This is a genomic window from Shewanella sp. GD03713 (genome assembly GCF_029843705.1).
In the GTDB taxonomy this organism is placed as follows: domain Bacteria; phylum Pseudomonadota; class Gammaproteobacteria; order Enterobacterales; family Shewanellaceae; genus Shewanella.
In genome coordinates, this window is record NZ_JAOCIW010000001.1 from 1,752,561 (window position 1) to 1,774,476 (window position 21,916).

Sequence of the window (21,916 nt, forward strand, 5' to 3'; positions counted from 1 at the left end):
TGATTAAACTGCGGTGAACGCTAAACTCACCGCAGTTTTCATTGATTAACCGCTAGTTATCGACAGTCCGCTAGAAGCGATAATCTACATTCACGCTCACGCTGCGTGGGGTGCCATATTGGAATTGGCTATATTGCCCCACTTGGCTGTAGTAGGTTTTATCCAAGGCGTTGTGCACATTGGCGCTTAGCTTTAGCTGCTCGGTAAAGGCATAACTTGCCATCAAGCTGGCCAATGCATAGGAGTCTTGTTCAACTTCGACTCTGCCTAAGGGCGAGTTGACGGTTTGATAGACTCGGCTTTGCCAATTAACCCCAGCGCCAAGCTGCAACTTGTTCCAATCGCCGCTAAAGGTATAAGTGGTAAAGAGTTTTAGCTGCTGGCGAGGTGATGAGGTGTTGATGCGATTGCCCTTAGGATCATCGGTACTGAATTGGGTGTAGCCGAAGTAGATATTCCAGTCATCGGTGATTTTGCCTGTGGATTCAAACTCAAAACCTTGGGTCTTAGTGCCATTAACCTCTCGATACACTGGGATAGTGGTGCCTGGCAGCACATCGCCGGTGCGTTCACCAACATTGTCTTGGCGAATTTCAAATACCGACAACGACATATCTAAGCTTTCATCCATCAAGCTGGCCTTAATGCCCGTCTCGTAGTTTTTGCCTTTGACGGGGTCGATGTAGCTGGCATCGATGCGCTGCAAGGTTTGCGGCGCGAAAATATCCGTATAACTGGCGTAAAGCGAGTATTGCTCGCTCAGTGCGTAGGTCAGGCCAAAATAGGTGGTGAGCTCATTGTCGACCTTAAAATCATACATGCTGCCAAAGTTATCTTGGTCGGTTTGCCACTGGTTAAGGCGCAGGCCTGCGAGCAATGCCAAAGCATCGGTTAGATTAAGCTGCGTAGCCACATAGGCGGCGCTTTGCTCGGTTTCGCCGAAGGAGCCCGTGGTGTGAGTCTCTTTCCACTGAGGTTTTGGATACTGGAAGTTGGGATCGCGAAAATCTCCCAAGGGCGGCACGGCGGCCGTAGGATAATAGTAAGGGTTGGCAAACTCTTGGCGCTGACCCGTCCAGCCAAAAGTGAGCTGATGTTCTTGGCCAAACAGGGCAAACATTCCTTGAGCCCGTAAGTCGAGGTTATGTTGGGTACGGCTACCATCGACATAGGCGATTGAGCCTGCGGTTGCGCCTATGTTCGTTACCGGATCTGGATAACCTGTAGCCCACAGCACATTATATTTCAGCGAGTTATCACCGTAACTGTAGGTGCCTTTTAGTTCCCAACCGTTATCAAAACGATGTTCAAGGCTGGCGAAGGTGTTGAGCCCTTGGGTATGCGCCGAGGCCCAATCGGGGGCGGTGGAAGTGGCGCGATCGTAATCTGTACGGCTGCCATCACTGTGGAACAGCGGCAGACCGCCTGACATAGTGGCTTCGGGCGTGGTGTCTTGGTAATCCACGCCTAAGGTCAGCAGTGTGCTGTCGGTAATATCGGTTTCAACAATGCCATAGAGGGTGGTGCGTTGTTGCTCGTATCTGTCTTGGAAGGATTCTTTATCCTGATAGGCGGCGACAACCCGGCCACGAATGCTGCCACTATCATTTAAACCGCTGGATAAATCGACCATACCGCGCAGATTGTTCCATGAGCCGACACTCACTGAGGTGCTGCCCATAAATTCTTGCGTTGGGCGTTTACGAATAAGGTTAATCGCGGCCGAGGGATTACCCGCACCTGTCATTAACCCTGTGGCGCCACGGACAATTTCCACGCGCTCGTAGATGGCGGTGTCGATAAGGTTATCGCCGTAGTTAAAACGGGTGTCATAGGTGGTAGGCACGCCATCGTAAAGAATGCTAGTGACCGCAATTCCCCGTGAGCTGATGCTGTATCTGTCGTTGTCCATCGGCCGAGCATTGATGCCTGCCACGCTAGTCATGGCTTCGATGACGCTGTTGAGTTGTTGGTCATGCATCATTTGGCTGGTTACAGAGGTGACGGATTGCGGCGTCTCTAAATAAGACAAATCTAGACCCGTTGCCGTGTTCATCGCCTGAGTTTTGTAGCGATTATCATGGAGATCCTTAGCGCCAACGACATTAATGATTTCAATGTCTTTGGTGGATTTTTTCTGGGTATCGCTGGCATCGGCATAAGCATAGGGCATGCTGAGTATGGCACTGCAGAGAATAAGCTCAGGGCGTGTGATGGCGAGTTGGCAGTGCGCCGTGAGACGGTTGAGGGGGAAGGTTTTCATAATAATGATCTTAAATTCCATTTAGGCTGTTTGATTGACTAGGTTGTTTTTGGGCACAGACGCGTGTCCAGAGTGGGCGTAAGGCCCACTCAAGGTTAAAAGTGATTTAGGATTTGGGTTTAAGCTTCTGATTTAATGAGCCAAAGGCATGGCTTTGCCTAAAGGCGGCCAGCGGATTATCTATTCCGCCCGCAAAGCGCAGATTTTTTTCCCTGTCGGCAAGGTCAATCATCTGCTGGTTGTTATTGAGCTGAATGCGATTCAGGCAAGTGCGGACGAAGCTGTCTTTAAAGAGATCGTATTGTGCAAATTTGTCCGCCAAGTGCGGATGCTGCGCTTGATAGTCACGCACATTGTCTGCCACAAGCTCCCAAAATTGCGCTTCGCTGACCTCGGTTTGCTTATCCAGAATTGGCGCTAAGTAACGGAAAATACAGTCAAAAATATCGAGCAAGATATAGTTGAGCTTCATCTCTTCCTCAAGCTCGACCGCAAGGCGCTGCACTTCTTGCGGCAGTGGCTCGCTGCCATTGAGGACTGCGACTTCTTCGCCGATATCCTTCATCAATATTTTGACCGGGATGCCAGCATCGAGCACCAAAATCAGGTTCTCGCCATGGGGCATAAACACCAGATCGTAGGCAAAGAAGGCGTGCAGTAATGGCGATAAGTAGAGGTTGAGATAGCGCTTGACCCACTCCTTGGCGCTTAAGCCCGAGTGCGTGATTAAGGCGGCAAGCTGGGCTTGCTCCTGATGATCGACGTGTAATAACGCCGCCATGGTCATCAAGGTTTGCTGCGGCTCAATATGCGGCAGCGGACTCTCGCGCCACAGCGCCGACAGCATTTTCTTATAGGCGCTATCTTGGGTAAGTGCCTCTTCGTAATACCTGTGGTGATAACCAATCGCGGCAATTTCTTTTAGGATCACAAAACCTTGTTCGGCAAAATAGCTGTCGCTTTCGATAAGGTCGGCCACCCAAGCGTTGATCTGCGGGGTGCAGCTCATATACAGCGGCGAAAGCCCACGCATAAAGCCCATGTTTAAGATAGAAAGCGCGGTTTTGACGTAGCATTTTTGCGGCGCGCTTAAGTTAAAGAAGGTGCGGATCGATTGTTGAACTTGATAGCAATCTTGGCTTTCGCCGAGATAAATGATGTCGCCACGGGCGATTTCGCCGGCAAAGGTGCGGGCAATTTTTTCGCGCCACTGCCAAGGATGAACGGGCATAAAATAAAAGCTATCGGCCGTTTGCCCCTGTGCGCTTAAGTGTTGTTGAAACTCGGTGAACTGTTCGCCAAGCTCCTGTTTTAACAAGTTATCATGGTCTAATCCTTCGAGGGCGGAGAAGGTGGTTTTGTCCTTACGCACCGCAATCCACACTAGCCGAAGCGCGCAGGCACTCTCGGGGGCAAATTGGTAATAGTCCTGCATATCAAAACCAATACGGCCATTATTGGCGATAAACACTGGATGCCCCTCGGTCATGCCCGCCTCAATAGTTTGATAATCGGCCTTAGCGAGCGTTGCGGCGGGGATAGCTTGATGGGCCAACTTGTAGGCCTTGCTGTAGAGGGTGCTAGTGATTTCCTCAAGGTAAGTGGGCAGCAGGGTTTCACTCATACCTAAGGCATCTTTCAGTTGGATAATCAAACTCATGGCATCGAGTGGCTTGTCTTGGCCCGCGCTGCTGACTCGAATCGACCCGCTTTCTATCTCAAGGTGGTCGAGCTGATAATGGCGCGCACTGAAGTAATAGGTGCAGTCTTTGAGCCTCAGTTCATAGTGATTGACACCTGCCGCTTGGCGGTATATCTGTGGGGTGATGATCTTCTCATGGGTAAATTCGCAGAGGATTTTCTTCACTAAATGGCGATTGGCCGCCTGCCAATATTCCGGCATTAAGTGGGCGGGGACGTGCGGGTGGGCAGCGGCCTCCAGCGTGGGGAATTCGGCTTGAGTGAATGGCTTGAGTAATGCGCGGTTAGTGGCTAAGTTCATCGGTTTACCTGCAAAATGATAGGGTTAACAGCGGTTGCGTGGGTCGCATGAGTTGCTTTAGTCGCTAGGGGTGCAGTGTGCTGCATGAGTTGCTTTAGTCGCTAGGGGTGCAGTGTGCTGCATAAAAAGTGTGCTGGTCTTTTGCGCTAATTGGCGACTCTCGGCGCTACAAAAACCGAGGAATGCGGCTTTGCTGCGCAGTTGAATGGCTTTTTGGTAGCGGATCCCAATTTGGCTATTTAAGCGGTGGATTTTGTGGTTTTGCTGATCCGGCTCGACCACCATTCGTTTAAAGGCGAGCTTGTCGAGAATAAGCTCGGCAATAGCCTGCATCACTTGGCCAGACAAGCCATGAACAGGCTTGCCCTCAAGCGGCGCGAGGATGAGGTGCATACCGCAATCGAGCCGCTCCACAGCATAATGCTCACCCACTTCATCGTGGGAGGGATCGTATAACTCCACCATAAACAGCGGCTTGGCTTGCCATTCACCGATCAGCGCGAGCTTGTGCTCGCTTGGCGCCATCGCTTGAGCAAGTGCATCGAGACTCATCCCCTGCATCCCCCAAAAGCGGGCATAGTCTTGGTTAAACCAGTGCTGCAACATAGACAGCTGTTGCGGGAGATTGAGTGGTTTAAACACAAACTCATCAATCACAATGGGCGTTGAGAGTGAGGCCGCACAGTGGCGACTCCATTGGCTGGCCATTACTGCGCCTCCTTGTTCGGCGCCATCAAGACCGACACACTGCCGCCCGAAGGACTTATCCGCAGCGCGGCCTGTGGCTCAGAATGACTATTTTGTGTAGGTTGCGCCGCCGAAGGTAGTGGCTTGCTTGGTATGGCTTTTGTTGCCGAATAGGTGCTCGTGGGTTGGTGTTGCCGCGCGCGGATCTTAGTTGGATCGAAGGTTTGGAAGGCGATACTGTCTTCAATCGGATAGGGCGCGTAACCTAAAACCGCTTGCAGAATCGTCGCATTGCGATAGCAGCCCATGCCCAAATCCGGTGAGCTGATGCCATGGGTATGCAGGCCCGCATTTTGGATAAAAATATCGCCTCTGACATCGATGCCATAATCCCGTTGAATGGCAAGTTGGCCGCGATCATCAAATTCAATTTGTGATTTAATGCCTTGAATAAATTCGGGTAAACGATATTGATAACCAGTGCCTAAGACGACGGCGCCCGTCTGTTGCTCGAGGGCATATTCCTGTTCGAGGTGGTTGAACTTGAGCGTCAGCGTGTCGCCCGAGGTCTCAATCTTATCGAGCGCCACGTTGGTCAGCAGTTGGCATTGGATATCGCTGACTAAACGTTTTTGGTAAAGCAGGTCATAAATATCGTTGATTAACTCGGCATTGATCCCTTTGTAGAGGGATTTTTGCTTCGCAATCAAGCGACTGCGCTTTTCTGGCGACAGTTCATGGAAGTAATCCACATAATCTGGCGAAGTCATTTCTAGGGTGAGTTTGGTGTATTCCAGCGGATAAAAGCGTGGCGAGCGGGTCATCCAATTTAATTGATAACCATAGGTATCAATATCTTGCAGAAGATCGTAAAAGATTTCCGCGGCGCTTTGACCACTGCCGATCACGGTAATGGCGCTTTGGCTCTGCAGGTAGGTTTTTTGCTGCATATAGCTGGCGCTATGCATCACACGGGGGTCGTGTAGCGGGCAATTGTCTGGCACATAGGGCGTGGTGCCCGTGCCGAGCACCAGTTTGCGGCACAAATAGGTTTGGGGCTGGCCGCTGCGTCTATCCACACCCGTAACATGGTAGATACCTTCTCCGGCGTTGTAATCGAGTTGGGTCACCTTAAAACCGAATCTCAGGTTGGAGAGTTGTTTGCTAACCCATTGACAATAATGGTTATACTCATTCCGTGGCAGGAAAAAGTTTTCACGGATATAAAAGGGGTACAGCCTGCCAGTTTGCTTAGCAAAATTGAGGTAACTATAACGACTGGTGGGATCGGCCATGGTCACTAAGTCGGACATAAACGGTGTTTGCAGCCGAGAGGCGCTGAGCAGCATACCTGGATGCCAATCAAACTCGGTTTTGGCATCAAGAAACAAACAGCTAAAGCCATCGATAGGTTCACTCAGGGCGGCCAATCCGAGATTGAATGGACCTATGCCGATACCGAGTAGATCGAAAATCCTGCGATCGTTTTCCTTTTTTGGGGTAGTCACTTACGCCTCCTTAAGTTTCAGCTGCCAACCGAAACTGTGGTTGTCATCATCGGCTGATGGGCAAGTAGGAGTGGTTCTCTCTGCCTCAGCCGAGTGAGTCATTCCCTTATCTTGCGGATCAGGTTCGGTTCCATGTGTTGCGCATAAGCTGAGGATGAGTGCATCAGCGCAACGGCGAATAAATTAGCATTCAAAAAATTACAAATGCAAATCATTCTCATTTAAGGGTTGTCGGAGGTGTCGTACTTTTGACTGGGAAATAAAGGGCTGAAATACGGTTTGTCAGCGAGGCAGCTGCCGTAGCATAAAATGATTAAAACATGTCATTAAGAATATCTTTTAAGCAATATTCAAAACAAAAACAGTGGATTACAGTTAAGTTGACGTCGGATTTATTTCGGGCTGCCAGCATTGCGGGACGCAGTCTTAAGCAACGAAAGTGTGAGTCAATCTTGAGTGTAAATCGACTGTAAATCCGAGTCTTTGGCTAGGTTATTAGGCAGGTTTAGGGCAAAGCGGAGGAGGGTGTCATAAAAGCCATTTGGGAAAATGGCTTTAGCGGCATTAAACACGGAGGTGAGTTTAAGGTAATTGCACAAACGCGGCGGTTAACTTTCGCACTAAGGGTAATACCATCAGTAGGGTTGGGAAGGCCACTGCCCATGAAATCCCCCACGCACTCAGCCAAAGTTCAACAAATTGCGTCGATGCACCGACACCGTTGAAGGTACTGATCCCAGACACGATGCAGCTCATTAAAATCGAAAGAAAAAATGGCATCACAACCGTAGCGTATTTAGCGGGCAGCTTAGGCGTACCAAAAATCGTGCGGGGCTTGGGAGTCGGGACTGAGTTTACGCTAGACATTAAAACCTCAATAGGTGTCGCTTTTGCAAAAGCTGCTTAGGTCAGCAGATTAGGCGAAAGCATTTTTTTGGCGAAAGACGTTAGGGATTGCGCCGTAGGCATTGAGCTTATCAAACCTTAAGCACAATCGGTTCGCCATTTTAGGGGCAAAATCCCCTAAAAGCTATTTGCTCTTAGTCTCGATTGAGTGTCTGGCCATTGCTCTGGAAAGCCTGCGCTGAAAACGCGAGCACTGCGTTAATATTGAGTCCAGCCTTAATCTTGCCAGTTAGTCACCCATAATTCCCCAGTAACATTGACCCAATGACCACGGGAAATTGGTGAGGTGCCCAGTTCGTTATCGAAGGGAAGGGGGAGGCTCGATTGCAGTAAATACACAGTATCATCGGGCGTTTGGGTGATCTCAACGATTTGCCCAGATGCCTCAAAGTGACAATTATGTTTAGGGAATTGCAGACTCTGGCGGTGTTCAATGATGTCGGTCTGTAGGTTTGCCTTAGCTAAGCGGCCGAAGAGTTCAACCTTAACCCACTGATTCAACGGAAAACGTTGTTTAGCCTGTTGATCGCTACCCTGATAATAAAACCATACTGGGGCGCCATTATCACATTGGGCGGCGACTTCACCTTGAAAACCACAGCCCCAAGGCGTGACGTCGAGAATATAGATTTGATACTGCATAAAAAGTCCATTTACCATAACAAAACTGCCGATGTTACCGGCGTTATATTAACATCTCTTTCGCTAAGACATGAGACTCAGCGCCCAATATAAGCCTTGGGTTTGACAGTTTTAAGATGCAGTTGGTTCTCTGCTCAACATAGTTTTTGCCGTGGTAATTAATACTATAAAAAAAGGCCAAATCCGCAGATTTGGCCCTGAATGATTGTATCACTCCGATGAGGCGATTAGGTTGCCGCTTTCATTGCGCGGGTAAATTCGCCTAAGGTGGACAGCAGTTTTGCTTCATCCTGTTGATGAGCTTCGATAATTTTAACCACGGCAGAGCCTGAAATTGCACCCGCGGCGCCCGCTTGAATGGCGGCGCTCACTTGAGCAGGCTCGGCAATCCCAAAACCTAATAGCGGTGGCGGCGCATTAAATGCTTGCAGCTTAGCTAAAATTTCTTCAACGGGCGTTCCTGCCTTAGTGTCTGTGCCTGTTACACCGGCGCGGGACAATAGATAGGTATAGCCTTCGCCACTTTTGCTCACTTTTTCAAGGGTGTCGCTATCGGCATTGGGCGGCGCGATAAAAATCGGCGCGATACCGTGGGCCTTAGCGGCTTCAATAAATGGCGCCGCTTCTTCTACTGGCACATCGGCGATAAGCACTGAGTCCACGCCCGCTTGCTGCGCTTTGGCATAAAAAGCATCGATGCCATTGGCGAATACGAGGTTCGCGTACAGTAATAACCCGATTGGCAGCTCTGGATATTTAGCGCGAATTTGCGCTAATAAGTTGAAGCACTGCGTTGGCGTTGTACCTGCGGCGAGGGCTCTGAGGTTCGCGCCTTGGATAACAGGGCCATCTGCCAGCGGATCGGAGAAGGGAAAACCTAATTCCAGTGCATCGGCACCATTTTGCACTAAGGTGTCGATAATTTTCAGTGACAGCTCAGGACTAGGATCACCCAAAGTAACAAAGGGCACAAAAGCGCCGCGGCCTTCGGCTTTTAAACGGCTAAACGCTGCGTGATAACGGCCAGCTTGATGAGGGATAGTTTGATTTGAAATGCTGCTCATCTTAGTTATTCCTCTTTACCGTTTAAAATGTCTGACACAGTGAAAATATCCTTATCGCCTCGGCCCGAGAGGTTAACGACCAAAATGGTCTCTTTGGTGCACTCTTTCGCTAGGCGCAGGGCATAAGCGAGGGCGTGGGCCGATTCGAGCGCGGGGATAATCCCTTCGCTGCGAGCCAATAATTGGAAGGTTTCTAGGGCTTCGTCATCGGTGGCCGATTCGTAGCGCGCACGGCCAATCGCGTTCAAATGGGCGTGTTGTGGGCCGACGGATGGGAAGTCAAGACCCGCCGAAATCGAATAGGACTCTTCGATTTGGCCTTCACTGTCTTGCATCAAGGGCGCCTTCATACCAAAGAAAATCCCGGTTTTGCCATGTTTGAGTGGCGCGCCGTGCATATGGGTATCAATGCCTTTACCTGCGGGTTCGACCCCAATTAGCTCGACACTGGTTTCATCAATAAAGTCGGCAAACATACCAATGGCATTAGAGCCACCGCCGACACAGGCGATCACCGCATCGGGCAGACGACCTTCGCGCTCCAGCATTTGTTTCTTGGTTTCTTCACCGATCATACGTTGGAACTCACGCACTATGGTCGGGAACGGGTGCGGCCCTGCGGCTGTACCTAAGAGATAGTGGGCTTTTTCGTAGCTGCCAGACCAGTCGCGCATCGCCTCGTTACAGGCATCTTTTAAGGTGGCCGAGCCTGAGGTGACAGGAATGACTTCTGCGCCCATCAAACGCATTCTAAATACGTTAGGTGATTGGCGGGCAACGTCTTTCGCGCCCATATAGACTTTGCATTTTAATCCCAGCAGCGCACAGGCAAGGGCGGTGGCAACACCGTGCTGGCCAGCGCCGGTTTCTGCAATAATCTCTTTTTTACCCATGCGTTTAGCCAGTAATGCTTGGCCCAATACTTGGTTGGTTTTATGGGCGCCGCCATGGAGTAAATCTTCCCGCTTGAGGTAGATTTTCACCATAGGGTTAGGGCTTAAATTGCGGGTTAGTGTCAGTGCCGTTGGGCGACCCGCGTAGTTTTTCAGCAGGTCGGTAAACTCGGCTTGAAAGGATTCATCGGCCTGCGCTTCGACAAAAGCGTTTTCGAGTTGCTTCAGGGCGGGGACTAAAATCTGCGGCACATACATACCGCCGTATTCGCCGAAATAAGGGTTAAGCTTTAACTGTGACATACCTTGTTCCTTATCCTATTCATTTGTTTCGAGGGCTATATAGGTTAACGCCATCGAGTTTCAATTCTTGCTAGCCTGTACTTGCACAGGTTTTTATAAAAGTGGGTCTAGAGTCGTAATTGACTAAATGCCGCTTGGATTTTCTCTGCCGACTTAATGCCGGGGGCCGTTTCTAGGCCAGAGTTAAAATCTAAACCGTAAAATCCTTGGGCATTGGCACGGGCGGCATTGTCAGCATTGAGGCCACCCGCGAGCATGGCCTCGGCTTTATGGGCAATGGGGAGTTGCCAATCAAAGGCTTGCCCAGTACCACCAAAACCTGCGTCATTTTTGCTATCGAAGAGATAACGCTGCACCCCTCTTGGCATAGCAGCAAGTTCGCTGCTTTGAGCATCGACACTGACCGCCTTCCAAATTTGGGTGTTCAGTCCGGCCTGTTGCAGTAATTGGCTTAGCTCGGCAATTTCCAGCTCAGTTTCGCTGCCGTGCAGTTGCAGCGCGGCTAAACCACATTCTTGGGCGATACTCACCATGAACTCAGGCGTGCTATTCACGCATACGCCAACAAACTCAATGGCGGGCAAGTTAGCGGCGCGGTATTGCTGTACTAATTGTTTGGCGGCATCTTTAGTGAGCGCGCGTGGCGATTTTTCAGCAAAAATCAGCCCAGCATACACGGCGCCAGCAGTGGCCGCCGCTTGAATATCTTCAAGGCGGGTGAGACCGCAGACTTTATTGTGACCGAAGATCAATTTACGGCAGGCTAAATCAATGTCTTCTTCGGCCATAATCGAGCTACCGACCAAGAAGCCATCGACCAACGGGCTTAAGCGACGCACTTGCTCGTTAGTGTAAATGCCCGATTCGCTGATCACCACGCGATCGCTGCCGATGTGCGGCGCAAGGGCTTCTGTGGTGGCTAAATCGGTACTTAAATCTCGTAAGTTGCGGTTATTAATGCCAATAATAGGTGCATTTAAGACGATGGCGCGTTTCAGTTCTTCTTCATTGCTGACTTCGGTCAACACATCGAGTTGATACTTGGCCGCCTCGTTGGCAAGTTGCTGATATCGCTCATCATCGAGCACAGAAAGCATCAACAGAATCGCATCGGCGCCCTGATGAGCCGCTAATTTGATTTGATACTCATCTACAAAAAAGTCTTTACACAGAATCGGTTGGCTCACTTTGGCCCGCACTTTCGGGATATAGTCCATGTCTCCTTGGAAAAATTGCTCATCGGTTAATACCGAAATCCCAGCAGCATATTGGGTATAAATAGAAGCGATGGCTTCGACATCAAAGTCTTTACGGATTAAGCCTTTGGATGGACTGGCTTTCTTGCACTCTAAAATATAACCCGCCTTCGGGGCTTTTAAGGCGGCAAATAGACTACGGTCCGAAATCTTGGGGGTTAAGCTGTCTTCAGGAAAACGCAACTTAAGGGCGGCGATATGGGCGGCCTTAGTATCGACGATACGGGTTAAAACGTTGGCTTTTGCGGTGCTGGTTTGCATGCTACCCCTTACATCCTGCGATGCTTGATTATCTTCCGAGCGATGCGCGTCGGGTTGTTGAACCTGTGCCATGGTCATTATTCCTGTGCTTCGCTGCTGACTTTAGCGAGTTGATTCAGTAATTCAAAGGCTTTGCCGCTTTTTATGGTATTGAGCGCAAGGGCGGTGCCGGCTTTTACTGAGTCAGATAGGCCACACAGATATAAGGCACAACCCGCATTGATGGCAACCGCATGGGTGTGGGCATCGCTGCCTTGCCCTTGCAAAATTGATTGCGTGATTTGGGCATTTTGTGCAGGCTCGCCCCCTTCAAGCTCACTAATGTGGGCCTGCGGTACACCAAAATCCGCTGGCGTTAATTGATATTCAATAATCTCACCGTCTTTGAGTTCGGCGACTTGTGTGCTGCCATGGAGCGCCACTTCATCTAAACCACTGCCGTGCACCACCATGGCTCTTTGCGTGCCAAGGGCTTGCAGTACGCGGGCGATGGGCGTCACCAGCTCTGGGCTATAGACCCCAAGCAACATAAATTCTGGGCGCGCTGGGTTAATTAATGGCCCTAACACATTGAATAAGGTGCGAGTTTTCAGCGCTTGGCGCACAGGCACCGCATGTTTGACACCGCCATGGTAGTGGGGCGCAAACAGGAAGCACAGATTGAGTGATTCGAGGCAGCGGCTCGCCAGCTCGGGGGACATGGTTAAATCGATGCCAAATTGGGCGAGTAAATCTGAAGAGCCCGATTTGCTCGAGACGGAGCGATTACCGTGTTTTGCAACCTTGGCGCCAGCGGCTGCGGCGACAAAGGCAGCAGTGGTGGAAATATTGATGGTATTAAAACCATCGCCACCGGTGCCGACGATATCGATAATCCCTTGGCTACGGCTTGAGGCTGGGTAGGGAAATGGCTTAGCCGCGGCGCGCATCGCATCGGCGGCGCCACTGATTTCGGCAATGGTTTCACCGCGAATTTTAAGCGCCATTAACATGCCCGCCATCACGGCTTCATTCATTTCACCTTGGATAAGGGTGCTAAAGAGGCTGGCGGTTTGCTCGCGCGTTAATGCCTTACCCTGAAACAAGATATCGAGCAGGGGCTGAATCGATGTTGCGCTCATTATTGGGCTCCTGCGGTATTGTGGGCGATGTCTTGAGTCAAAAAGCGTAGGGTTTGGGTTAACAAGGTGCTGCCCAAGGTGGTTAAGATGGATTCTGGATGAAACTGAAAACCAACCGCCCTGTGCTCAGCATGCAAAATCGCCATTGGCATTTCTTCTGTGGTGGCAATGACTTCAAGACAATCAGGTACTTTTGTCGCTACTAAACTGTGATAACGGGCGACAGGTAAGGGCGAAGGCAAGTTAGCAAACACACCTGTACCATTATGGAAGGTGGGGCTGGCTTTTCCGTGCACCACAAAAGGCGCGCGCTCCACCTTACCACCGTAATATTCCACCATGGCTTGATGACCCAGACAGATCCCAAGCATAGGCACTTTGCCCGCGACTTTGTCGATCAGCGCCATCATGGAGCCCGCTTCATGGGGCGCGCCAGGGCCTGGTGATAAGACTAAGGCGCTAGGCTCGGTTTCCGCTAACAGCTTGTTGGCAATATAGTCGGCGGCAACATCATTACGGTAGATCACCACTTCACAGCCAAGGCTTCTAAATTGGTCGACTAAGTTGTAGGTAAAGGAGTCGAAGTTATCGAGTAAATAGAGTTTCATCTTAGGCTCCTTATCATTGTTGTTCGGTCGAAGTGGTCGCAGTTGCTTGATGGCTTTCATCCAAGCCTGCGCCCATCTTGATGGCAGAAATCACCGCCTGCGCCTTTTGGCGCGTTTCATCGGCTTCACTCTGGGGATCGGAATCAAACACCACGCCAGCACCCGCTTGGATATGGGCCACGCCGTTTTTCACAAAGGCGGAGCGGATAACAATACAGGTGTCCATATCCCCAAGGGCGTTGAGGTAACCCACTGCGCCACCATAGCTACCTCGACGGGTCTTTTCCGCCTGACGTACGAGTTGCGAGGCGCGCACTTTCGGGGCGCCAACCAGAGTGCCCATATTCATACAGGCCTGATAGGCGTGGAGTGCATCTAAGTCTTGGCGTAGTTGACCTGTGACGCGGCTGACTAAATGCATCACGTGGGAATAACGGTCGACTTTAAGTAGCTCGGCCACTTTGCGACTGCCGCTTTGGCTGATACGGGCGATATCGTTACGGGCTAAATCGACCAACATTAAGTGTTCGGAGAGCTCTTTTTTATCCAAACGCAATTCGAGTTCGATACGGCTATCGAGGTCGAAATCAATCTTGCCGCTGGCGGTTTTACCGCGCTTACGGGTGCCTGCAATCGGGTAGACTTCGACTTGATTGTTGCTGGCTTCATATTTCAGCGCGCTCTCGGGTGAGGCGCCAAACAGGGTGAAGTCATGGCCCCTGAAATAAAACATATAGGGGCTGGGGTTGGTTAATCGCAGCGCGCGGTAAGCGCCTAAGGTATTGGGGCAGGGCAGGCTAAAGCTGCGTGAAGGCACGACTTGAAAGATGTCGCCGGCAATAATGTGTTCTTTTAAATCGATAACAGTTTGCTTGAAGTCCTCATCACTGACATTCACTTGCTCTGTGGCCGTTATGCCAACGAGGGCGGGCGCAGGCGTTGCATTCTTGGCTAAGGCTTCACATTGGGCGCGGATATTCTCTGCTCGCTCGGCTAAGGCTTGGGTCACAACGGAATGCTTTTCAGTGCCTTCACTGAAGTTGTGGGTGATTAGCTCGGCGTGCTTTTGCTTGTGATCGATAAGAATTAAGGTTTCGGCGAGATAAAATAAATAATCAGGACAATCATTTGCACCATTTGGTGCTTCAGGCAGTGGCTCGACGGTATCAATCAAATCGTAGGCGAGCACGCCACCTAAAAATAAGTCTTTGAATGCTGGCTTGGATTGGCTGTCAGTATGAGCGCCGCAGTCGATATGCTTTACAAACAAGCGCAAACCATCGAGGGGCGAGGTGGATTTTAAGCGCGCATCTTCATCCTTAAGCTCGGTATCTTTTTGTAGCGTGACCACTAGGTTGTGGCCATCACGTTGACATTGAGTTTGGCTTGCGCGAGCAGTAAAAAATTGCTCGATGGGGGCGAGTAAACTAATGCCATTGTCACTCAGTGCGCTAAAGCGTAAACGATAACCGTCGCAGCGGATCATCAGCGCCGCATGGGTCATCACCATGCTCTTAAGATTTTCCTTGCTGTCGATTTCCGCCGATTCTAACAACATGGTATGGGGCGCATCTTGAGTGATGTGCTGGTACAGACGCAGTGGGTCGCTATGGTATGCCAGCGCAGCCTTTAGCGTATGTGAACGTGCGAATGTCTGTTGAGACGAGGCAACATTTTCGCCATCAACTTGGGTAACCTGATTAAATGTCTTTAGGGTCATGCTTATCTCGCTTTTTATCCGTTTACCGCGTTGCAGACATTTTTCGCACCAACAAAAAAGCCCGCATTTCTGCGGGCTTTTTTGTTGATTCTGTTACTTTCAAATGAGCACAGAGCTTCACACCACCCGCTAAGTTGGGAAGTGCCACCACCAAATGATGTTGAAAGAAGCGTTAATCTGAGTCATTCAAAAGGGTCTCAATAATTCGTTAGTTGAGCTATAGAAAACATGAGCCTGAGGCGAAAGTCAATTGAATATTTTTCAAAATGATGGATTAACGCCGCTAAATCACTGTACCGAATGCCATTCCTGCTCGATAAAGTGTGAGATAAATGCACATTTCATCTTAAATTCACGTACAATAACGGCATGAATACTCAAAGCATATTGGCTGACTTGCACAGCCACACGACCGCATCCGACGGTCATCTCACGCCGTCCGAGCTGGTCGCCAGAGCCCTTGAAAAGGGCGTGCAGTTATTTGCAATTACCGATCACGATACGGTTGCAGGCTTAAGTGAAGCCCGCGCCTTTAATCAAGCGCAGGCCGAACCGTTAAAACTGATTTCTGGGGTTGAGATTTCAACCCGCTGGAATAGTTACGATATTCACATTGTGGCGCTCAACTTTGATGAGACCCATGCCGAGTTATTACGTTTTTTAGCACATCAGCGTGAGTTGCGTGAGCAGCGCGCCGAAGAAATCGGCCATCGCCTCGCTAAAGCGGGGATTGAAGGCGCCTATGAGGGCGCTAAAAAACTCGCCGCAGGCGCCGCCTTAAGCCGTGGTCACTATGCACGCTGGCTTGCCGATAATGGCCATGCGGTGGATATGCCAAGTGTGTTCAAACGCTATTTAGCTCGCGGTAAAACTGGCTATGTGCCCAACAATTGGGGTGATATGGCCAGCGCAATTGAGGTGATCCACAATGCGGGCGGCCTCGCGGTATTGGCCCATCCGAGCGGTTATAAGCTGTCGGCCAAATGGTTAAAGCGTTTAGTGCGAGAATTTAAAGAAGCAGGCGGGGATGCCATGGAAGTGGTGCTCGGCCAACAAACGGTGGATGACAGGGCCAATTTAGTGGCGCTGAGTGTCCAAAATCAGTTGCTTGCATCGATAGGGAGTGATTTTCACTTTCCAAGCAATTGGATTGAACTAGGTAAAAATCTCTACCAGCCCCAAGGTATTGATTGGGTCTGGCAGTCGGGATCTTGGGTGGAACGACCATGAGTCAGTTTTTTTATGTACACGAAGTAAATCCACAGGTACGCCTGATCAGTCAAGCCGTGGCTGTGCTTAAGTCCGGCGGTGTGATTGTATATCCAACCGATTCTGGCTATGCCCTCGGTTGTATGATTGGCGAGAAAGACGCGATGACGCGCATTACCCGCATTCGTCAAATCGAGCACGACCATAATTTCTCGTTAATGTGCCGCGACCTATCTGAGCTTGCGACCTATGCCAAGGTGGATAATCAGGCCTACCGCATCTTAAAAAGCTGCACGCCTGGACCTTACACTTTCATCTTTAAGGCAAGCAAGGAAGTGCCCCGTCGTCTACAAAATGACAAGAAGAAAACCATTGGTATCCGCGTGCCAGACAATGTGATTGCCTTGGCGCTGCTCGAAGCGTTAGATGCGCCGCTGATGTCGACCAGTTTGGTAATGCCCAATAGTGATTTTGCAGAATCGGATCCCGAGCACATTCGTGATCTGCTAGAGCATCAAGTGGATGTGATCCTGCACGGTGGCTACTTAGGTGAGAAACCGACCACAGTCATTGATATGTCGGAAGATGGTTTCGAAGTGCTGCGTGAAGGCGCGGGTGATGTTACCCCATTTCTCTAACCGCGATTTACCCTAAGAGATTGAGGCGATAAAACCATCATTTGACAGTGTTATCGTCGCTCAATTGCGGGTATAATCGCGCGTTTGGCGTAGGGGAGCTTGATTAGCGAACTTAAGCCGCGCTCAGTACGGGGTCAAGTCAGTCATCTACAGCCGTTTAAAAACGATTGTTTTACATGGGGATAGCGGATGCAGGGCACGCAACAAAGTTTACCCTTAGCCGTTGTTCGCGGTCAGGCAATGACCGAAATGCCACAGGATTTGTTTATTCCACCTGAGGCGTTAGAAGTGTTTTTAGAGTCCTTCGAGGGGCCGCTCGACTTACTTTTATACCTGATCCGTAAGCAAAAATTAGATGTTGTCGATTTACCCATTTCGCAGATTACCGCGCAATATTTAGAATATATCGCGATGCTCACTCAGGCGCGTATCGAACTGGCCTCGGATTATCTGGTCATGGCGGCAACACTGGCTGAGATTAAATCCCGTCTGCTGCTGCCGCGTATGGTGGCGGAAGATGAAGTGGAGGAAGATCCACGGGCCCAGTTGATCCGTCAATTGAAGGCCTATGAGGTAATCAAAGAAGCCTCGCAAAAAATTGATGATTTACCTCGGCTTGAACGCGATGTGTTTCAAGCAACCGCGGCACCTTCACCGAGTATCAAACCTTTGGTGATCCCGCCTGATGTATCGTTATTTGAAATCGCCCGCGCCTTTGGCGAAGTGCTCAAACGTATCGATGCCAACGAAGATCATCATGTTAAGCGTGAACAGTTATCGACCCGCGAGCGCATGAGCCAAATTTTAGCCATGCTTAATAGCGAGATGTTTACGCCCTTTGAACGTTTATTCAGTGTCGAAGAAGGCCGCGCCGGAGTGGTGGTGACCTTTTTAGCGCTGATGGAATTGGTCAAAGAATTATTAGTGGAATTGTACCAAACAGAGCCGTTTTCAACTATTTACGTAAAGGCCTATTAATTGATGCAGATAAATCCAATTCAATTAAAACAGCTTATTGAAGCGAGTCTGTTTGTATTGGGGAAACCCTTGTCGGTGAAAATGTTGAAAGAAACCGTGTTGGCGGATTTCAGCGTTTCCAGAGACAAAATCAAAGCCGCATTGGAAGAGTTGCAGCAGGATTATCAGGAACGGGGTGTTCAACTTGTGAAAGTGGCTGGGGGTTATCGCTTCCAGACCTTGGAAGTCCTGAGTCCTTTTTTGCAGCCCCTGTGGCAGGAAAAAGCACCTAAGTATTCGCGGGCAACATTAGAGACCTTGGCGGTGATCGCCTATCGTCAACCCGTGACCCGTGGCGATATTGAGCAGGTGCGTGGTGTGGCCATTAGTAGCCATATCATTAAAAGTTTGTCAGATAGACATTGGATTAAAGTCGTTGGCCACAAAGAAGTCCCGGGGAGACCCGCACTCTATGCCACGACCTTAGAATTTTTAGCCTATTTTGGCTTAGATACCCTAGCGGATTTACCTGCGCTTACGGATACTGAGTCATTGCAGGCGGTATTTTCAGGTTTGAAAGTAACGCCTGAACAGTCAGAAGAGCAAGATACTAATGAGTGAAAAATTGCAGAAAGTCTTGGCCCGTGCAGGCCATGGCTCCCGTCGTGAGATGGAGGCATGGATTGCTGCAGGCCGAGTTAGTATTGATGGCGTGATTGCCAATCTTGGCGACCGTATCGAAGCCGATGCGAAGGTTCGCATCGATGGTAGAGCCGTATCGCTTAAGTCCGCCGACGATGTGATTTGCCGCGTGCTCGCCTATCACAAACCCGAAGGTGAGATTTGTAGCCGTAAAGACCCTGAAGGTCGTCCAACCGTGTTTGACCGTTTGCCGAAAGTGCGTGATTCCCGTTGGGTTGCGGTAGGCCGTCTGGATATCAACACTTCAGGCTTATTGCTGTTTACCTCAGACGGTGAACTCGCTAACCGCTTGATGCACCCGTCTAACGAAGTTGAACGTGAATACGCGGTACGTACCTTCGGTGAAGTACCAGAGGCTGCAGTACAACGTCTGCGTACTGGCGTGATGTTAGAAGACGGTATGGCGCAGTTCGATGCCATTAAAGCCGCGGGCGGCGAGGGCATGAACCAATGGTGGCACGTATGTTTACGTGAAGGCCGTAACCGCGAGGTGCGTCGTTTATGGGAATCCCAAGAGGTGCAAGTCAGCCGTCTTATCCGTGTCCGTTACGGTATGGTGGAATTGCCTAAATCTCTGCCACGTGGTGGCTGGGTTGAATTGCCGATTGAGCAGGTAAACTACCTGCGCCAATTAGCGGGTCTTGAACCTGAAACTCGTACTATGCTGGCCGCCGATAAACACAGTGTGGCCCGTGCTCAGGTGAAGAGTGCAAAAATTCGCCGCGCCGTACGCAAGCATAAAGTGACAGCGACGCCTAAGGCTAAGCCAACACGTCAGCGCAGTTAATATCATTCGAGTGATGTTAAGTCTCTCAGTAAAAAGGCCGCTTGCGGCCTTTTTTGCTTTCTGCGACCGATGGTTATGCTATAACAAGCCTAAAGATGACGAGGAGATGAACCATGGAGTTAATATCGGTCAAGCGAATTTGGGATCAAGGTGAACACAATGCCTTTACCGATCTCGTCTTATTTCAGGGCGCATTATTTTGTGTGTTTAGGGAAGGTTCCGCCCATGTTTCTCCCGATGGTGCCTTACGTATTCTCCGTTCTCTAGATGCTGGTGGGACGTGGCAAAGAGTGTCGCTGCTTACTTCCACTCAAGCGGATTTACGCGATGGCAAGTTAATTGAGTTTAGAGGGGAATTATTGTTATTGGGCGGGGGGGCTCAGCACGATAAATCAGGGTTACAGTCCTATCTTTGGCGCTCAAAGGATGGCGTGCATTGGTCTGAAGCACAGGAGGTCGCTGATAAAGGCTATTGGTTATGGCGTTTAACAGAATATCAAGATGCACTCTATGGCGTGGGGTATCGAGCAGGGCCTGATGGGGATACCCGTCTCTATAAAAGTGATGATGGAAAGCAGTTCAAGTCTTGGATGTCAGTGTTTAATAATCAAGGCTATGTAAATGAAAACTCGCTCGTATTTCACCAAGGGAGCTGTTTTTGTTTATTAAGGCGCGATCCCGTGTGGAGTGACGAGTTTTTAGGTTTACTCGGCCATAGCTTACCGCCATTCAATCAATGGGCGTGGCAAACACTCGATAAACGCATTGGTGGGCCGGTGATGTTTGTTTATCAATCCCGTTTGATGGCGGTGGTGCGTCTTTATGAAGGAAACGTTCGCACAGCACTTATTGAGATCAATAAAGAGACGGGCGCAATTCACGAGTGGCTTACTTTACCTTCGCAGGGCGATACCAGTTATGCTGGAGTTGTGCTCGAAGGGGGTTATCTTTACGTGAGCTATTATTCAAGTCACGAAATGATATCGGTTTCAGATAAAAGCCAAGTCCAAAATGGAGAGGCTCCTGAGATGCCTAAAACGATGATTTACTTTGCGAAGATTAGGTTGAGTGCTTGAGCAAAAATAAAGGGAGCGTAGGGCTCCCTTTATTTTTATCTATTGACCCGTCCTAAATAGCGTTGACACTTTTCAAACTCATTTTGGAGAGTGTAATGACTTCAACAATTAAACGAACTCAACGCGATTATTCCCTCGCTTTTAAATTGGCGGTTGTCAACCAAGTGGAAAAAGGCGAGCTGACCTATAAGCAGGCGCAAGACAAGTACGGTATTCAAGGTTGCTCCACCGTGTTAGTGTGGTTACGCAAGCATGGCAAACTGGATTGGTCCCAAGGGACACCGTCAACATCAATGCGAGGACAGTTGATGACTGAACCCACCGAGCTCACCCCCGAGCAAAAGATAAAAGCCCTCGAAGCCGAACTTGAAGATACCCGCATGAAAGCGGCGTTCTTCGAAGCCATTGTCGAAAAACTCAGAACTGACTACGGGATATCCGTCGTAAAAAAGCCACCCGCGAAACGCTCCAGGAAAAAACGGACGTAGGTTATCGCGTCACCCAATGCTGTCGTTACCTTGGCATCAGTCGTCAGGCGTATTATCAGCAATGCCAGCGGCAAATCGTCTCAGAGCTAAGGGAGCAACAGGTGTTGCAAACAGTACAATATGAACGGTTATTTCAACCGCGAGTCGGTACGCGTAAACTGCAGTATTTACTCAACAAAATGCATCAAATAGTGATAGGACGAGACCGGTTATTTCGCTGTATTAGGACGCATCGTTTGTTGGTCACGCCGAAACGAGCGTACCATAAAACGACCCATAGCCATCATCGATTTAGGTGTCATCCCAACTTGCTTAAGCCCAGTGAGCAGCAAGTGGACATCAGTCGCTCAGAACAAGTCTGGGTGGCGGATATTACCTATCTACCACTGCAAGATAATGAAGCCTATTTAAGCTTGGTGACCGATGTCTGGTCACGAAAAATCGTGGGTTATCATGTTGATGATAATCTTAAAACAGACGGGGTGCTAACGGCCTACAAACGGGCGCTGAAGCAGCGACAAGATAAAAGTAAACCGCTGATACACCACTCAGACCGAGGGATACAGTACTGCTCAAACGCGTATCAAGCGGTTCACGCACAACATGGCGTGACATGCTCAATGACAGACGGATATGACTGCTATCAAAATGCCTTAGCAGAGCGAGTAAATGGCATCTTGAAGCAGGAGTTTTTAACACATAAGCCCGCAACGCTGGAGGAGGCGCGACAAATGGTGACAGAAGCGGTTGCCATCTATAATCAACGGCGGCCACATTTGGCCTTAAAATACAAAACGCCCGATGAGGTTCATCGAGCGTTTTAGG

The 21,916-nt window shown here is 49.8% G+C and carries 19 protein-coding genes and 1 other annotated feature; of the genes, 7 read left to right on the top strand and 12 right to left on the bottom strand.

Going from position 1 to position 21,916, the window contains the following annotated elements; all coding sequences use genetic code 11:
• Positions 1-70 precede the first annotated feature (70 nt).
• The 12 genes from N5E87_RS07880 to N5E87_RS07935 all read right to left on the bottom strand — a co-directional run bounded on the left by N5E87_RS07880 (position 71) and on the right by N5E87_RS07935 (position 15,234).
• On the bottom strand, positions 71-2,284 hold the full coding sequence (locus N5E87_RS07880) for a TonB-dependent siderophore receptor (protein WP_164717935.1): 2,214 nt from the start codon (positions 2,282-2,284) through the stop codon (positions 71-73).
• 85 nt (positions 2,285-2,369) lie between these two features.
• On the bottom strand, positions 2,370-4,265 hold the full coding sequence (locus tag N5E87_RS07885; protein ID WP_086904506.1) for an IucA/IucC family siderophore biosynthesis protein: 1,896 nt from the start codon (positions 4,263-4,265) through the stop codon (positions 2,370-2,372).
• Positions 4,266-4,322: 57 nt separating this feature from the next.
• Positions 4,323-4,973, bottom strand: coding sequence for a GNAT family N-acetyltransferase (locus N5E87_RS07890; protein ID WP_086904505.1), 651 nt, complete (start codon positions 4,971-4,973; stop codon positions 4,323-4,325).
• A complete protein-coding gene (locus N5E87_RS07895; RefSeq protein ID WP_279775252.1) occupies positions 4,973-6,460 on the bottom strand; it encodes a SidA/IucD/PvdA family monooxygenase in 1,488 nt (495 codons plus the stop codon). The genes N5E87_RS07890 and N5E87_RS07895 overlap by 1 nt, the downstream gene beginning before the upstream one ends.
• Before the next feature lie 582 nt (positions 6,461-7,042).
• Positions 7,043-7,327 carry a DUF2798 domain-containing protein gene (locus N5E87_RS07900; RefSeq protein ID WP_086904503.1) on the bottom strand — a complete coding sequence of 95 codons (285 nt, stop codon included), beginning with the start codon at positions 7,325-7,327 and terminating at the stop codon, positions 7,043-7,045.
• A gap of 255 nt (positions 7,328-7,582) precedes the next feature.
• Positions 7,583-8,008: a hypothetical protein gene (locus N5E87_RS07905; RefSeq protein WP_041408741.1), complete on the bottom strand. Its 426-nt coding sequence runs from the start codon at positions 8,006-8,008 to the stop codon at positions 7,583-7,585.
• 227 nt (positions 8,009-8,235) lie between these two features.
• A complete protein-coding gene (gene trpA / locus N5E87_RS07910) occupies positions 8,236-9,072 on the bottom strand; it encodes a tryptophan synthase subunit alpha (RefSeq protein ID WP_086904502.1) in 837 nt (278 codons plus the stop codon).
• A gap of 5 nt (positions 9,073-9,077) precedes the next feature.
• Positions 9,078-10,268, bottom strand: a complete 1,191-nt coding sequence (gene trpB, locus N5E87_RS07915; protein WP_086904501.1) for a tryptophan synthase subunit beta — start codon at positions 10,266-10,268, stop codon at positions 9,078-9,080.
• Between the two features lie 107 nt (positions 10,269-10,375).
• The gene (trpCF, locus tag N5E87_RS07920) at positions 10,376-11,785 is read right to left on the bottom strand and encodes a bifunctional indole-3-glycerol-phosphate synthase TrpC/phosphoribosylanthranilate isomerase TrpF (RefSeq protein ID WP_232015364.1); all 1,410 of its coding nucleotides are present in this window, start codon (positions 11,783-11,785) and stop codon (positions 10,376-10,378) included.
• A gap of 77 nt (positions 11,786-11,862) precedes the next feature.
• Positions 11,863-12,906, bottom strand: a complete 1,044-nt coding sequence (trpD, locus tag N5E87_RS07925; RefSeq protein WP_086904499.1) for an anthranilate phosphoribosyltransferase — start codon at positions 12,904-12,906, stop codon at positions 11,863-11,865.
• Positions 12,906-13,514, bottom strand: a complete 609-nt coding sequence (locus N5E87_RS07930; protein WP_086904498.1) for an aminodeoxychorismate/anthranilate synthase component II — start codon at positions 13,512-13,514, stop codon at positions 12,906-12,908. Before N5E87_RS07930 ends, trpD begins: the two co-directional genes overlap by 1 nt.
• Before the next feature lie 13 nt (positions 13,515-13,527).
• A complete protein-coding gene (locus N5E87_RS07935) occupies positions 13,528-15,234 on the bottom strand; it encodes an anthranilate synthase component 1 (RefSeq protein ID WP_086904497.1) in 1,707 nt (568 codons plus the stop codon).
• 51 nt (positions 15,235-15,285) lie between these two features.
• Positions 15,286-15,393 (bottom strand) — a sequence feature (Trp leader region).
• 210 nt (positions 15,394-15,603) lie between these two features.
• Between N5E87_RS07935 and N5E87_RS07940 the strand changes: the two genes are divergently transcribed.
• The 7 genes from N5E87_RS07940 to N5E87_RS07970 all read left to right on the top strand — a co-directional run bounded on the left by N5E87_RS07940 (position 15,604) and on the right by N5E87_RS07970 (position 21,915).
• Complete coding sequence (locus N5E87_RS07940; RefSeq protein WP_086904496.1) at positions 15,604-16,464, top strand: PHP domain-containing protein; 861 nt, start codon at positions 15,604-15,606, stop codon at positions 16,462-16,464.
• The gene (locus N5E87_RS07945; RefSeq protein WP_086904495.1) at positions 16,461-17,081 is read left to right on the top strand and encodes an L-threonylcarbamoyladenylate synthase; all 621 of its coding nucleotides are present in this window, start codon (positions 16,461-16,463) and stop codon (positions 17,079-17,081) included. Before N5E87_RS07940 ends, N5E87_RS07945 begins: the two co-directional genes overlap by 4 nt.
• A gap of 189 nt (positions 17,082-17,270) precedes the next feature.
• Positions 17,271-18,059 (top strand): ScpA family protein, encoded by a 789-nt coding sequence (locus N5E87_RS07950; RefSeq protein WP_086904494.1) that lies wholly within the window; start codon positions 17,271-17,273, stop codon positions 18,057-18,059.
• Positions 18,060-18,062: 3 nt separating this feature from the next.
• Entirely contained in the window at positions 18,063-18,659 is a 597-nt protein-coding gene (scpB, locus tag N5E87_RS07955; protein ID WP_011622248.1) for an SMC-Scp complex subunit ScpB, read from the top strand.
• On the top strand, positions 18,652-19,527 hold the full coding sequence (gene rluB / locus N5E87_RS07960; RefSeq protein ID WP_011716577.1) for a 23S rRNA pseudouridine(2605) synthase RluB: 876 nt from the start codon (positions 18,652-18,654) through the stop codon (positions 19,525-19,527). Before scpB ends, rluB begins: the two co-directional genes overlap by 8 nt.
• 113 nt (positions 19,528-19,640) lie before the next feature.
• Positions 19,641-20,603: a hypothetical protein gene (locus N5E87_RS07965; RefSeq protein ID WP_086904493.1), complete on the top strand. Its 963-nt coding sequence runs from the start codon at positions 19,641-19,643 to the stop codon at positions 20,601-20,603.
• A gap of 95 nt (positions 20,604-20,698) precedes the next feature.
• Positions 20,699-21,915 (top strand): IS3 family transposase gene (locus tag N5E87_RS07970; protein WP_279775253.1). Its coding sequence is split into 2 segments (ribosomal slippage): positions 20,699-21,047 and positions 21,047-21,915, totalling 1,218 coding nucleotides; the frame shifts between segments, so codons are not numbered across the junction.
• Position 21,916: the final 1 nt, after the last annotated feature.